The 14,168-nt window shown below is 42.1% G+C and carries 14 protein-coding genes and 1 tRNA gene; 7 read left to right on the forward strand and 8 right to left on the reverse strand.

Going from position 1 to position 14,168, the window contains the following annotated elements:
* Positions 1-2 precede the first annotated feature (2 nt).
* The 3 genes from LH29_RS03030 to LH29_RS03040 all read left to right on the forward strand — a co-directional run bounded on the left by LH29_RS03030 (position 3) and on the right by LH29_RS03040 (position 1,467).
* On the forward strand, positions 3-566 hold the full coding sequence (locus LH29_RS03030; protein WP_045026053.1) for a hypothetical protein: 564 nt from the start codon (positions 3-5) through the stop codon (positions 564-566).
* Between the two features lie 4 nt (positions 567-570).
* Positions 571-1,065 (forward strand): hypothetical protein, encoded by a 495-nt coding sequence (locus tag LH29_RS03035; RefSeq protein ID WP_045026054.1) that lies wholly within the window; start codon positions 571-573, stop codon positions 1,063-1,065.
* 66 nt (positions 1,066-1,131) lie between these two features.
* Positions 1,132-1,467 (forward strand): hypothetical protein, encoded by a 336-nt coding sequence (locus LH29_RS03040; protein ID WP_157493546.1) that lies wholly within the window; start codon positions 1,132-1,134, stop codon positions 1,465-1,467.
* Between the two features lie 50 nt (positions 1,468-1,517).
* On the opposite strand, the gene LH29_RS03045 is transcribed toward LH29_RS03040, so the two are convergent.
* Both LH29_RS03045 and LH29_RS03050 read right to left on the reverse strand, forming a co-directional pair.
* Positions 1,518-1,907 carry a VOC family protein gene (locus LH29_RS03045; protein WP_045026056.1) on the reverse strand — a complete coding sequence of 130 codons (390 nt, stop codon included), beginning with the start codon at positions 1,905-1,907 and terminating at the stop codon, positions 1,518-1,520.
* A gap of 63 nt (positions 1,908-1,970) precedes the next feature.
* Positions 1,971-2,627: an HD domain-containing protein gene (locus LH29_RS03050; RefSeq protein ID WP_198152333.1), complete on the reverse strand. Its 657-nt coding sequence runs from the start codon at positions 2,625-2,627 to the stop codon at positions 1,971-1,973.
* 212 nt (positions 2,628-2,839) lie between these two features.
* Between LH29_RS03050 and LH29_RS03055 the strand changes: the two genes are divergently transcribed.
* The 4 genes from LH29_RS03055 (at position 2,840) to pyrF (ending at position 7,788) form a co-directional block, all read left to right on the forward strand.
* Positions 2,840-4,504 carry an AMP-binding protein gene (locus LH29_RS03055; protein ID WP_052670566.1) on the forward strand — a complete coding sequence of 555 codons (1,665 nt, stop codon included), beginning with the start codon at positions 2,840-2,842 and terminating at the stop codon, positions 4,502-4,504.
* Positions 4,505-4,633: 129 nt separating this feature from the next.
* Complete coding sequence (locus LH29_RS03060) at positions 4,634-5,803, forward strand: AIR synthase related protein (protein WP_045026057.1); 1,170 nt, start codon at positions 4,634-4,636, stop codon at positions 5,801-5,803.
* 8 nt (positions 5,804-5,811) lie between these two features.
* A complete protein-coding gene (prfA, locus tag LH29_RS03065) occupies positions 5,812-6,897 on the forward strand; it encodes a peptide chain release factor 1 (protein WP_045026058.1) in 1,086 nt (361 codons plus the stop codon).
* A gap of 57 nt (positions 6,898-6,954) precedes the next feature.
* Positions 6,955-7,788, forward strand: coding sequence for an orotidine-5'-phosphate decarboxylase (gene pyrF / locus LH29_RS03070; protein ID WP_045026059.1), 834 nt, complete (start codon positions 6,955-6,957; stop codon positions 7,786-7,788).
* Between the two features lie 75 nt (positions 7,789-7,863).
* On the opposite strand, the gene LH29_RS03075 is transcribed toward pyrF, so the two are convergent.
* The 6 genes from LH29_RS03075 to LH29_RS03100 form a co-directional block, all read right to left on the reverse strand.
* Complete coding sequence (locus LH29_RS03075) at positions 7,864-9,339, reverse strand: Gfo/Idh/MocA family protein (RefSeq protein WP_045026060.1); 1,476 nt, start codon at positions 9,337-9,339, stop codon at positions 7,864-7,866.
* Between the two features lie 168 nt (positions 9,340-9,507).
* A complete protein-coding gene (locus tag LH29_RS03080) occupies positions 9,508-10,134 on the reverse strand; it encodes a fasciclin domain-containing protein (RefSeq protein WP_052670567.1) in 627 nt (208 codons plus the stop codon).
* Positions 10,135-10,394: 260 nt separating this feature from the next.
* Positions 10,395-11,627 carry an ATP-dependent Clp protease ATP-binding subunit ClpX gene (gene clpX, locus LH29_RS03085; RefSeq protein WP_303921785.1) on the reverse strand — a complete coding sequence of 411 codons (1,233 nt, stop codon included), beginning with the start codon at positions 11,625-11,627 and terminating at the stop codon, positions 10,395-10,397.
* On the reverse strand, positions 11,627-12,301 hold the full coding sequence (gene clpP / locus LH29_RS03090) for an ATP-dependent Clp endopeptidase proteolytic subunit ClpP (RefSeq protein WP_045026061.1): 675 nt from the start codon (positions 12,299-12,301) through the stop codon (positions 11,627-11,629). Before clpP ends, clpX begins: the two co-directional genes overlap by 1 nt.
* A 120-nt stretch (positions 12,302-12,421) precedes the next feature.
* Positions 12,422-13,783, reverse strand: a complete 1,362-nt coding sequence (tig, locus tag LH29_RS03095; protein WP_045028575.1) for a trigger factor — start codon at positions 13,781-13,783, stop codon at positions 12,422-12,424.
* Between the two features lie 80 nt (positions 13,784-13,863).
* Positions 13,864-13,944 (reverse strand) — tRNA-Leu (locus LH29_RS03100).
* Positions 13,945-14,168 lie beyond the last annotated feature (224 nt).

Consider the following 14,168-nt stretch of genomic DNA (forward strand, 5'->3'; position numbering starts at 1 on the left):
AAATGAAGACAATAACTACCATAATAGTTGCTTTGTTATTGGGGCTGGTGTTGTGCCGGAATGCCAGCGCGCAGTTTGATGAAAAAAATGTTCATATTGGATTTTCGCTTCCCGAAGTGGCTTTAATGGATGTTGAATACATTGGAAACGGGACCATCGAGTTTGAACTTTTGCCTGCTGCCGAATCTGGTGGATCTCCGGTGATACGTCAGTTAACATCACAGGAATTCTGGATTAACTATTCATCAGCATTAGGTAAATTCAGTCCCGATCGGTCAATTGTGGCGCAGATCGCGGGAGGAACTGTGCCCGAAGGTCTGGAGTTGTATATTCTGGCTGCCGATTATTCGGGTAATGGGGAAGGAAAGACAGGTGCTTCAGCCGGTAAGGTGTTGGTTGGGAGCGATCCACGGCCAATAATAACCGGTATTGGAAGCGCTTATACCGGCAACGGAATTGGCAACGGGCACCAGCTAAATTTCGAGATCGATATTAGCCAAATGGAAAAGGTTTCGGCAAGCGGCTCACACGATTTTACCATTTTGTATACCTTAACCGATAACTAATAGTATGAAACGTTTTTCCTTTTTAATAGTGCTGTGTTTTTTTGCCTTTGGTATTTATGCCCAGGGTTTACAGTTGGCATTAACAGGCATGGTAACTTTTAACGAGGTGCAGATAAAAGTTAGCGATCCGGGTGAGGATATAGAAGCAGTAATTACAGCTAATTCGGGCGTTCAGTTATCGGTAGAATCACAGAATTATTGGGAGCAGAATAATGAAAAGTGGCGCATTTATGTGCACAAAACCAATGTGGAATGGGCAGATGAAATTAGGCTGGAGGTAAGACGTCAGGGCGATGGCGATAAATTAAATAAAAAGAGTGGAGGCAATGTACATGATGGATCCACTTTTGCGGAAATTAAAGACAATCCCACTTATTTTTTCCGTGGAATGGGATTGATTTCAAACATTCCGCTGGATTTCAGAATTAACGATATTTCGTTGTCGTTGGGAGCCAACAATTTTGAAACCGATGTGGTTTTTACCATTTATGATGATTAACTTTATCGATAGTAAAGCGTTCTTGCTGAATAAGAAATCTTAACTTAGGAAAAAAGTAGTGAGCACATGCGAAAACTTCTCTACATAGCTCTTTTTATTGTTGCCATGCTGGCTTGCGAAGATCGCGAGCCGGAGCCAATTATTGTACCCAGTTGGATGAAAGCACAACTTGCTGAACTTGAAGATTCGGGCAATTGTTACGGGTGTAGGGTGCAGCGCTGGACCTACAACGAAGAATATTTCTATCACCTTTACTGCGATCACTGGTCGTGTTCCAATTGCGAAGTTTATCACAATAACGGAACTCTTGTGGAGTGGGGTGTTACGGTTGATCCGGTTGATTTTGATTCACTCAAGTATCGCCCCACCATAGTTTGGGAGTGTGGCGATGAACTGGAATAGGACATTCTTCTTATAGAGTCGTTGGACTTAAATCTGCGCGGAATACTAAATCAGGCCATAATTTCAACCCGGTTCCCATCCGGATCTAAAATAATACTTTCGTAATATCCGTCGCCGGTTGAGCGTGGCTCACCAATAATCTTAAACCCATCTTTCCGAAGTGTATCAGTTAATTCATTTACTTTATCTCGCGAGCCCACTTTAATGGCAAAATGAATGAGTCCGGTAAACTGTTTTTGCGGATTATCTTTCGATTTCGGAATCCCCGGCATTTCCATCAGCTCAATACGGCAATCCCCGTTAAACGATAAAAAATACGAGCGATATTCGCGGCTGTGGTTGTGGTACACGTCACTCGACGATGCATCGAAATAGTGCATATAAAAACTGCGCATTCCCTCAAGGTTGTAGGTCCAAATGGCCAGATGTTCGACTTTCATACATAATTGTTTTTAGGCTTCCTAAATTTACAAAAGCAAACGCTTAAAAAACAATAGTGGCACTTATTTTTTGCAATCCCATTCAGAAAAAAACTGTGCGAGGAAATTTTCCATAAAAACATGGCGTTTTTCAGCAATTTTCTGCGCGGCTTTTGTGTTCATGCGGTCTTTTAACAACAACAACTTTTCGTAGAAGTGATTGATGGTTGGCGCCGTGGTCTTTTTATATTCTTCAAAACTGTTGTGAAGTTGCGGCTCGATATCGGGGTGATGGAGCAAACGCCCCTTATTGCCTCCGTAAGCGAATGTTCGTGCAATGCCTATGGCGCCAATGGCATCCAGCCGGTCGGCATCCTGAACAATTTGTGCTTCAAGGCTTGAGGTTTTTGTTTCAACACCGGCCCCCTTAAACGATACCTGTTCAATAATCTGTTCAATTTTATCCGCGTCTTTTTTGCTTATGGAAATCTGTTCTAACCAGCTTTTTGTTCTTGAAGAGTTTTCTCCATTGCCCAGCTTCCAGTCGTCGAGATCGTGAAGCAAAGCTGCCATTTCAATCAGAAAAAGATCACCGCCTTCGTTTTCTGCCAGGTGAACAGCCATATTTCGTACCCGGTGAATATGCCACCAGTCGTGCCCCGAACTATCGGATGCAAAGTGCTGTTTTATAAAGTTTTCCGTGGCTGAAATCAGCTCATTTTGTTGAATATTAGACCCCATAATTCGAATTTTAGCTGTTAAAACTAGTGTTTTAAACCATAAAAAACGTTAATATTTCATTCTGAATATTGTAATAGGCAGAAATTCAATACATTGGAAGTGGACGGTTTTTAGTGCTTAGTTATCGAAGTCACATTGAAGAATTGATTTTTTGCTATTTTTGCCGCGTTTATTTAAGCAGACAGACTTGCTTTAAGAGGGACAGAAAAAATATGATTGACAAAACAAGATTGACTTTGCCGGCATTGTTTTACAATTCGGTAGAGAAATTTGCAAATAATACCTCGGTAAAATTTGCCGGTGAGGAGGATTTCACCTACAGGCAAATGGGAGAGGATGTGGAACTTTTGGCCGAGCTTTTAGTTGAGCTGGGCATTGGAAAAGGCGATAAGGTTGCCATTTTAAGCGCCAACATGCCCAACTGGGGGAAAGCCTTTTTTGCCGTTTCGGTAATTGGAGCGGTGGCCGTTCCAATTTTACCTGATTTTCATTCGAACGAGATTGAAACCATTATAGAACATTCCGAATCGAAATTACTTTTTGTTTCCGAAGGTTTATATAAGTCGGTGAGCCAGGGAGTTACAGAGATTGTTCAACACATGATTTTGGTGGATAATTTTGCGGTTATTCCAAAAGAAACTCCGGCCGATCATTTGAAAAAGTTAGAATCTTCGATACCGCAAACAACCCGGAAATTTTTGCCGGTAAATGTGGAGGAAGAAGAACTGGCTTCGATAATTTATACATCGGGTACCACGGGAAATTCAAAAGGTGTGATGTTAACGCACAAAAACCTGGCGTGGACAGCACAGCAAAGCCGCACTCTACAGGAAATTAATCCGGATGACCGGTTTATCTCAATCCTGCCATTGTCGCACACACTCGAAAATACCGTTGGATTTTTGTTGCCAATGATGTATGGTGCATCAGTGCATTACCTGCGTAAACCGCCGGTAGCCTCGGTATTAATGCCCGCTTTACAGCAGGTAAAACCTACAATAATGTTGTTGGTCCCGCTGATTATCGAAAAAGTATACAAAGGAAAAATTCAGCCGACTTTTGAAAAAAGCGGACTGATGCGTTTTTTAAGTTCCTTTGCTCCAACACGCAAATTATTGCACAAGGTTGCAGCTAAAAAATTGCATAAAACTTTTGGTGGCGAACTGCGCTTTTTCGGAATTGGAGGAGCAAAACTCGATCCAACAGTTGAGCGCTTTCTTTTTGAAGGAGGGTTTCCGTACGCTATTGGTTACGGTTTAACCGAAACGGCACCTCTTTTGGCCGGAGCAGTTGGTAAAAACCGCAAAGTGGGGTCAACCGGAATTGCCATGAAAGGTGTTTCGCTGCGAATTGCCAATCCCGATCCGTCAACCGGAGAAGGTGAAATTCAGGCCAAAGGCGAAAATGTAATGAAAGGTTATTACAAAGCACCGGACATTACAAAAGACGTGTTTACCGAAGATGGCTGGTTTCGAACCGGCGACCGTGGAATGTTCGATAAGAACAATTTGCTGTACATAAAAGGCCGCATCAAAACAATGATTGTTGGAGCCAGCGGCGAAAATATTTACCCGGAGGAAATCGAATCGGTGATCAACAAAATGCGTTTTGTATTGGAATCGCTGGTAGTGGAGAAAAAAGGTAAACTGGTTGCCATGATTCATTTGAACACCGAGGAAATTGAAGAACATTTTAAGCAGTTGAAAGAGGATGCTCAGAATTATATTTCGGAGCGATCGGAAGAAATTCTTGAGGAGATCATGAAAAAAGTGAACCAGGAAGTAAATAAGTTCTCGAGGATCAACAAGGTGGTGTTGCAGCCAAGTCCGTTTGAACGTACGCCAACACGAAAGATTAAGCGCTTTTTATACGCTTAGCAATCACGATATTTTAACAAAAGGGAGAGACTTATGAAGTCTTTCCTTTTTTTGTTTGCCTGCAAAGGAATAATTCAGGACAATCTATTAGAATTTGTTACTTTTGTAGCCACAAAAATCACTTAGTAAATGGTAACGGAATCAAGATATAGTGCAAGGGGTGTTTCGGCCTCGAAAGAAGATGTGCATGAAGCGATTAAGAATGTAGACAAAGGACTTTTCCCAAAGGCATTCTGTAAGATCGTTCCCGATATTTTAGGGGGCGACGACGAATGGTGCAATATTATGCACGCCGATGGTGCAGGAACAAAGTCGGCATTGGCTTATATGTACTGGAAAGAAACCGGTGACGTATCAGTTTGGAAAGGAATTGCACAGGATGCACTTATCATGAATGTTGACGACCTGCTTTGTGTGGGTGCCACCGATAATATTTTGGTGTCGTCGACCATTGGCCGCAACAAAAACAATATTCCGGGCGAGGTTATCGCAGCCATTATTAACGGAACCGAAGAGTTGTTGGCCAATCTTCGCGAAATGGGTGTTAGCATTTATTCAACCGGTGGCGAAACTGCCGATGTTGGCGATTTGGTTCGTACCATCATTGTTGATTCTACCGTTACCTGCCGCATGAAAAAAGCGGATGTGGTTTCGGCCGATAAAATTGCTGCCGGCGATGTAATTGTTGGTTTGTCATCGTCAGGAACCGCAAGCTATGAGACAGAGTACAACGGCGGAATGGGAAGCAACGGATTAACTTCAGCCCGTCACGATGTTTTTGCCAATTACCTGGCCGAAAAATATCCGGAGAGTTTTGATCCGGCAGTGCCTGCGGATTTGGTTTATTCAGGAGGAAAGAAATTAACCGATGCTGTTGAAGGTTTGGATATTGATGCCGGGAAACTGGTGCTTTCACCAACACGTACTTATGCACCTGTAGTAAAAAAAGTACTGGATAAATACCGCTCACAAATATCAGGAATGATTCATTGTTCGGGTGGAGCTCAAACAAAAGTGCTGCATTTTGTCGACAATGTTCATGTGATTAAAGATAATATGTTTCCGGTGCCTCCGCTATTCAAATTGATTCAGGAGCAATCGGGAACCGACTGGAAAGAAATGTACAAGGTGTTCAACATGGGGCACCGTTACGAAATATACTGCAGTGCCGATGTGGCCGATGAGATCATTGAAATCTCAAAATCGTTTAACATCGATGCACAAATTATTGGAAAAGTTGAACCTTTCGACGGTAAGAAATTGACAATTAAGTCGGAGAAAGGCGAGTTTATTTATTAAAGAAAACCATGGCAGAATACGCATTATTAGAAAAATTTGAATCGATAAAGCACCGCTTCGAGGAAGTAGAACAGCAGATTACCGATCCCGAGGTGATTGCTGATATGCAGCGTTACGTAAAGCTGAACCAGGAATATAAACACCTGCAGAAGTTAGTGGCTAAATTTCAGGAATATAAGAACATGGTCGATAATATATTGACCGGAAAAGAAATGCTGGCCGAAGAAAGCGATGAAGAAATGCGCGAAATGGCGCGTGAGGAAATCGAGGAATCGGAAAAACGCATACCTGCTATTGAGAAAGAGGTTAAGTTATTGCTTGTTCCTGCTGATCCTGAAGACGCCAAAAATGCCATTCTTGAAATCCGTGCCGGTACCGGTGGCGACGAGGCAAGTATTTTTGCCGGCGACCTGTTCCGTATGTACAGCAAGTTTTGCGAACAAAAAGGTTGGCGTATGGAAGTTACCAATGCCAATGAAGGTACGGCTGGCGGTTTTAAAGAAATCGTTGCTAACATTACCGGCGAAGGTGTTTATGGCGTTATGAAATACGAATCGGGAGTACACCGTGTGCAACGTGTACCACAAACCGAAACGCAGGGCCGTGTGCATACATCGGCAGCAACTGTGGCTGTTCTTCCTGAAGCTGACGAGTTTGATGTGGAATTAAGAACCGAAGATATCCGTCGTGATGAATACTGTTCGTCAGGTCCCGGTGGACAGTCGGTGAACACCACGTACTCGGCAATTCGTTTAACACACATTCCAACAGGAATTGTGGTGACTTGTCAGGATCAGAAATCGAAATTGAAAAACCTCGACAAAGCAATGGCCGAATTACGTACGCGTTTGTACAACATGGAGTACCAGAAATACATCGACGAGATTTCATCGAAACGTAAAACGATGGTATCAACCGGCGACCGTTCGGCAAAAATCCGCACTTATAACTGGCCGCAAGGACGTGTAACCGATCACCGAATTAACCTTACATTGTACAACCTGCAGGCAATTATTGGCGGCGAAATCGATGAGATTATCGACAAACTGATGATTGAAGAAAACGCCGCAAAACTAAAAGAAGCAGAAATTTAAAAACAATAAAATGGGAGTCTTCGGACTTCGGTCTTCCGGCTTCCGACTTTTTTAATCATGAATCAACAGCAACTATTTGAGCAGATCCAAAAAAAGCGCAGTTTCCTTTGTGTAGGTTTGGATACCGATATTCAAAAAATCCCGCAACACCTGAAAGACACATCCGATCCGATCTTTTCATTCAATAAAGAAATTATTGATTCAACCGCCGAATTCTCGGTGGCCTATAAACCCAACCTGGCGTTTTACGAAAGTTTGGGATCAAAAGGAATGGAAAGCCTGGAAAAAACGGTGATGTATGTGAAATCGAAATACCCTGAAATTTTTGTGATTGCCGATGCCAAACGTGGCGATATCGGTAACACATCAAATTTATATGCAAGGGCATTTTTCGATCATCAGGATTTTGATGCGGTAACAGTTGCACCTTACATGGGCGAAGATTCAGTAAAGCCGTTTATGACTTACCTCGACAAATGGGTGATTCTTTTGGCACTGACATCGAATAAAGGAGCTTACGATTTCCAGTTTATCGAAGACAAAGAAAGTGGTGACAAGCTGTTTGAAACTGTTTTAAAAACATCGCAAAACTGGGGAACTACAGAAAACCTGATGTATGTGGTTGGCGCTACAAAAGCGGAGAAGCTGAAAGAAATTCGTGAGATCGTTCCTGATCACTTTTTGTTGGTACCCGGCGTTGGCGCGCAGGGAGGCAGCTTGCAGGAAGTGGCTAAAAATGGAATGAACAGCAAATGTGGTTTATTGGTGAACTCATCGCGTGGAATCATTTATGCATCGTCGGAAGCTGATTTTGCAGAGAAAGCCGGTGCTGCTGCTGAAGAAGTTCAGAAAGAAATGGAAGTATTGCTGCAGGAAGCAGGATTGATTTAGATCGTAAAAATACAAGCATAGAAAAGGGATGTCGTTTATTCGGCATCCCTTTTTATTTAAATCGAAATTATTATTCTAAATCTGCTCCCAACCTCTTCGGTAAGTGTGCCTGATCCACTCTTCGGCCATTTTTAATGCAGGTAGTGTTTCGTATTGTTTATCAAATGTTGGGTCACCGTTTATTACCTCAAAATTGTCTTTTTTCAATACGCGGATAGTATCCGACGGGCTGATATTTTTAAAACGCATATTTGGACCGTCCCACTCCAGTTTGCGCTGAAGACTTTGCAAACGAACGGCCAGCACACCCATAACAACCATTTCGTTCAGTGGTCCGGCATACGAAAAGTTCGAAGAAGCTTCAACACGCGCGTCTTTACTTTCTTTGCAAGCTCTAATCCAGTCTTGTTCGTGGCCACCTTCCATGGCATTCGAAATACGTCGGATGGTTTTATCCGGCTCCTGGAAATGCGCCATCTCCGAAGTTGGTAACAAGGTTGGATTTGCCGCGTAAGTACCACACATAATTTTTCCACGTGTGCCGTAAAAAATACAACCGCCACCATCGTCACCCATTTGTTCGCCGTCTTTTAACTCATCGGGGCGGGGAGGCATAAAACCACCGTCGTACCAGTGAACGGTAACTTCGGGCATGGCAACTTTTGGCAGGTTATCGCGACGATCGAATTCGTAGCGAACAAACTCTGCATTTGGTGCCGAATCGTTGTTAAAAGGCGTTGAACTGCCTTCAACAGTTTTCGGATATTGTAAATTAAGTGCTTTAAAAACAGGATCGAGAATATGGCATCCCATATCGCCGAGTGCTCCGGTGCCAAAGTCCCACCAGCCACGCCAGTTCCACGGGTGGTAAATGGGGTTGTATTCGGTAAATTTTGCCGGCCCGATAAACAAATCCCAATCCAGAGTTTTGGGAATACGTTTTCCTTTTTCGGGGCGTGTTAATCCTTGTGGCCAGATCGGGCGGTTCGTCCAGGTGTCAACATGCGTAACTTCGCCAATTTTGCCGGCCCAAATCCATTCGCAAATTTGACGGATACCGTCAGCCGAATTTCCCTGGTTACCCATTTGTGTGGCAACGCCGTAACGTGTTGCTGTTTCAGTCATAATCCGCGATTCGTAAACTGAATGCGTCAATGGCTTTTGCAGAAAAACATGTTTCCCTTCTCGCATGGCCATTAAAGCCGGAAGGGCGTGCGTATGATCCGGAGTGGCAATCATCACTGCATCAATATCTTTCCGCTCTTCCAGCATCACCCTGAAATCTTTGTACTGTTTGGCGCGGTACCAACGCTCAAAAGCATTACGTCCGGCGTATTCCCAATCCACATCGCATAAAGCCACGATGTTTTCGGTTTCCATAAATTTCAGGTTGGTAAAACCTTTTCCGCCAACACCAATTCCGGCAATGTTGAGTTTGTCGCTGGGAGCTTTATGCCCCAAACCAGCTATAACGTTTGATGGAAGAATTGTGGCAGCAGCAATACTCGTTGCTGTTGTGCCTATGAATTTTCTGCGTGATAAATTGCTCATTTTCTTGTTTTCGAAAAAATACCCGGAAAAATAGAAAAAATCTTAGGCTTAACCTACTGTTTAAGGTTTTTGAAGAAAGATTAACACTAATTTGCTGTCAGCAAAAAAAAAGAAGCGACTGTTAACAGTCGCTTCTTTGAAGTTTCATGGCGTTGAAATTATTTTAGACTATTCAATTGGCAGAATAACTGCATCAATTACATGGATGATTCCATTTGATGCTGAGATGTTCACAAAACCGGGTACCAGCATCGCGGTATTTCCAACTGCCCAAATTTTCAGGTCCTTGTCAACATTAAATGTAGCACCTTCCAGTAGTGTTTCAATTGTTTTCGGATTCTTTTTAGGAACTACACTGTTTGCAGCTCTTCTTCCGTCAGTTACATGATATAATAAAACATTCAAAACTAAATCGGCCGGTAGATCATTAATGCTATCCACTCCCAAAGCATCGTAAAGGGCCATAAATGCGTCGTTTGTCGGAGCAAATACGGTGTATTGGTCGGTACCGTTTAAAAACATGTCAACCAATCCGGTTCCCAATTCCCCGTCAACATAAAAAAGTGCACCAACTAATTCTGAAAAACCAGCATCAATTGCAATTGCAGCAATAGAAGCATCACCCGGAGGTAACGATTTTCCGGCTTTTAGCATCGAGTCATCACTAAGTTCACTTTGAGGGATGTAATCATCGTTTTCTTTTTCGCAGCTAACAAATGCCATACTTACAATTATTGCTGCGGCGAAAGCCAAACTTCTTAAGTTTAACATGTTCTTAAAATTTACTGTTTTCATTGTTGTAGATATTTAATGAGTATTAAAAGTATTTACCTGAACAACAAAAATTTCTTTAATAATGTTTAAGAAAAAATGTAAAACAGTAAACAAAAAATATAAAATTGCCTGAGTAATAATCTATAATACCTATTAATACCGGCTTTTGGTTTAAATGTTAAGAAAAGTTAAAAATGCATTATGCATGCATGCTGGATTAACAACAATAAAAAAACCGAACTAAAAAGTCCGGTTTTTTTGCTGCGATATTTTATAAGCTATTAGCTTGCTTTTAAACGTCTGATACCCGATTTGTCGATCTGACTTTCGGCGTATTCTTTGGTAATGCGTAGCTCTGATATTTCATCTGAAGGCGCATCAAACATGGCATCGTTCATAATGTTCTCGCAAATCGAACGCAAACCACGTGCACCGAGTTTAAACTCTATGGCTTTGTCAACAATGTATTCCAACGCCTCTTCGTCAAATTCCAATTCTATGTCATCCAGCTTAAAAAGTTTTTTGTACTGCTTGATAACTGAGTTTTTTGGCTCGGTTAAAATGTTGCGCAGCGTTTCTTTGTCTAATGGATTCAGGTAGGTGAGCACCGGCAAACGACCGATGATCTCCGGAATCAGACCGAAAGATTTTAAATCCTGTGGCGAAACATACTGAAGCAGGTTTTCGCGCTCGATGCGGTCGGCATCTTTTGCGGCGCTGTAACCAATTACTTTTGTATTCAGTCGGTTGGCAATTTTGCGCTCGATACCGTCAAACGCACCACCACAAACAAACAATATGTTTTTAGTATCAACAGGAATTAGCTTTTGTTCCGGGTGTTTACGTCCTCCCTGCGGCGGAACATTTACAATGGAGCCTTCAAGCAGTTTTAGTAAACCTTGCTGAACACCTTCGCCTGAAACATCACGCGTTATCGATGGATTATCACTTTTGCGTGCGATCTTATCAATTTCATCAACAAACACAATTCCGCGCTCGGCAGCTTCCACATTGTAGTCGGCAGCTTGTAACAAGCGTGTTAACAAACTTTCAATGTCTTCGCCAACATAACCGGCTTCGGTAAGTACAGTTGCGTCAACTATTGTAAACGGAACGTGCAGCATTTTTGCAATGGTGCGTGCCAGCAACGTTTTCCCTGTTCCGGTTTCGCCAACCATGATGATGTTCGACTTTTCGATCTCGGTCTCGTCGTCTTCAACTTTTTGAGTCAATCGTTTATAATGATTGTAAACCGAAACCGAAAGCACACGTTTGGCACGATCTTGCCCGATAACGTATTGATCAAGAAAATCCTTGATCTCTTTTGGCTTAAGCAGTTTGATGTCATCCAGGTCGAAAGAGTTTGATGTTTTTACCTCTTCCTGGATAATTGAATGAGCCTGATCGGCACAACGGTCGCAAATGTGTCCGTCAATCCCTGCAATCAGAAGATTTACTTCCTTCTTTTCCCGTCCGCAAAACGAACACTTATCCATCTTCTCTTTATTTGACATTATTTGTTATTTCTAACTAAAATTTCATCAATCATACCATAGTCTACTGCCTCTTGTGCGGTCATCCAGTAGTCGCGGTCTGAATCTTTTTCAATTTGTTCTAGTGTTTGTCCCGAGTGGTCGGCAATTATGGTATACAATTCTTTTTTGATCTTCATGATCTCGCGGGCTGTGATCTCAATATCTGAAGCCTGTCCCTGAGCACCGCCCATTGGTTGGTGAATCATTATGCGGGAATGTGTTAATGCCGAACGTTTTCCTTTCTGTCCGGCTGTCATCAACACGGCAGCCATCGATGCAGCCATACCTGTACAAATGGTTGCAACATCGGCCGAAATGTATTGCATGGTATCGTAAATACCTAAACCGGCATAAACAGAACCTCCGGGCGAGTTAAAATAGATCTGAATGTCTTTCGACGGATCGGTTGACTCGAGGAACAGCAACTGTGCCTGAATAATGTTAGCTACAGTATCGTCGATTGGTACACCGAGGAAAATAATACGGTCCATCATCAAACGCGAAAACACATCCATTGACGCGATGTTTAACTGGCGCTCTTCAATAATTGTTGGCGAAATATAGTTGCCATAGGCCGATGTATATCTGTCCATTGTTAAGCTGCTGATACCGGCATGCTTAGTTGCGTATTTTCTAAATTCGTTGTTGTCCATTTTTTATAAGTGCTTGTGTAAAAAAAATAACTTTGCAAATACGTTTATCACGATTCACAAAGTTATAAAAAAGATTCATGCTGATGCACTCAGCAAAATATTTTCAGATGATTGCAGCGCCTATTGGGCAGTTTGCATCATTTCGTTGAATTTTTCCTGCGATACTTCTTCTTCCTGAATGGTAACTTTCTCTTTCACCACTTCTACCACTTTGTCTTCCAACAATTTTTTGTAGATGCGTTCTTTTTCTTCAGGTTTTTCAAGCATCATTTTTGCGAACGATTCCAGCTGTTCCTCCGGTGCATCGTAGATTCCGTACTGTTGAAACTGTGCCATTGCCATTTTCTTGGCAAAGTCTTCAGCTTCTTCAGCGTCAACTTTCAGTTCGTTTTCTTTTGCGATGGCATCTTTAATCAATTGCCATTTCAAATCAAGAATAAATGCAGGGAATTCGTTTTCGATTTGCTCCTGTGTTAATTCTTTGTTTACTGCCACCAACCAACGCTTCAAAAATTCCTCCGGCATTTCCAGCTCAGCTTTTTCAACCAGCGCGTCGCGGGTGTCTAATGCAAATTTATGATCAGATGAGAATACCAGGTTTTTAGACAGGTCTTCTTTGATTTTTGCTTTGAAATCCTCAAGCGTTTTAATTTCAGTCTCTTCGCCGTAAAGCTTTTTAAACAACTCTTCGTTTAATTCAGCTTTTTGGAACTGAAGAATTTCGGTAACAGTGTATCTGAATTCGCTTTCCAAAGTTTCGGCTTCTTCAGGCTTAATGTTAAGCATGTGCGCAACTTCGTGGTTATTTTCGAACGCTTTTACCGGGTTGAAAACGATGATATCGTCTTTTTTGCAACCAACAAATGCGTTTTTAATTTCTTCGTCTTTGATTTTGTCAACCGCTAAAAGTACACCTTCAGGAGCAATTCCGCCTTCCACTTCGTTGCCTTCAGCATCAAGCAGAACAAAGTTACCGCGAACAGTGCTGTCTTCTTTTGCTTCGTCGGCAGGAAGATTTTCTCCCAGCTGAGAAGCTGCCATGTCAACCTGTTGTTGAACCATCTCGTCAGAAACGGCAATATTGTAATAAGTGTATTTGTTGCGTTTGTCGAGCGAAACTTTTACTTCAGGAGCCAAAGCCACATCGAAAGCAAACTCAAACGACTCATCTTTTTCCCAGTCGATTGGTTTTTGTTTTTCCTCGTTTGGCATTGGCTCACCAAGTATCGGAAGTTTTTCATCAATCATATATTTCGACAGGTTTTGAGAGATCAGTTTATTTACCTCTTCAACCAAAACAGCTGTTCCAAATCTTTTCTTGATAAGGCCTGCCGGAACTTTTCCGGGGCGGAATCCTGGAATTGAAGCTTTTTGACGATAGTCTTTTAAAACATCGGCAACTTGTTTTTCATAATCAGTTTTTTCGATGGTAAGGTTGATTACCGCATTAACCTGGTCGATGTTTTCTAAATTAATATTCATGATGATAAATTTATTTATACCCCTAAAATGCAAAAAACGCCAACCCATTTTAAAAATTAGGGTCGGCGGTTTTTTTTGAGTGCGGATGAAGGGACTCGAACCCCCACACCATAGGTACTAGATCCTAAGTCTAGCGCGTCTACCAATTCCGCCACATCCGCGAATTGCGGCGCAAAGATATATAAAAAATTTATTCTGCAATAGCTTCCGCAAGAAAAATTCGGAAGTAAGATTTATTTAACAATCAATTCTTTCTTCTGAACGTTCTTTTTTGAAAATCCTGCCTCTTCAATTACATTATATCCTCCGGCTTCCTTCGTCAGCCAACTTCTTCAAAAGGAGGATTATCCAATTTCTACTGCACCGAGTTAGTGCGAATTCCTCG

The organism is Draconibacterium sediminis, assembly GCF_000949475.1.
GTDB classification, from domain to species: Bacteria; Bacteroidota; Bacteroidia; order Bacteroidales; family Prolixibacteraceae; genus Draconibacterium; species Draconibacterium sediminis.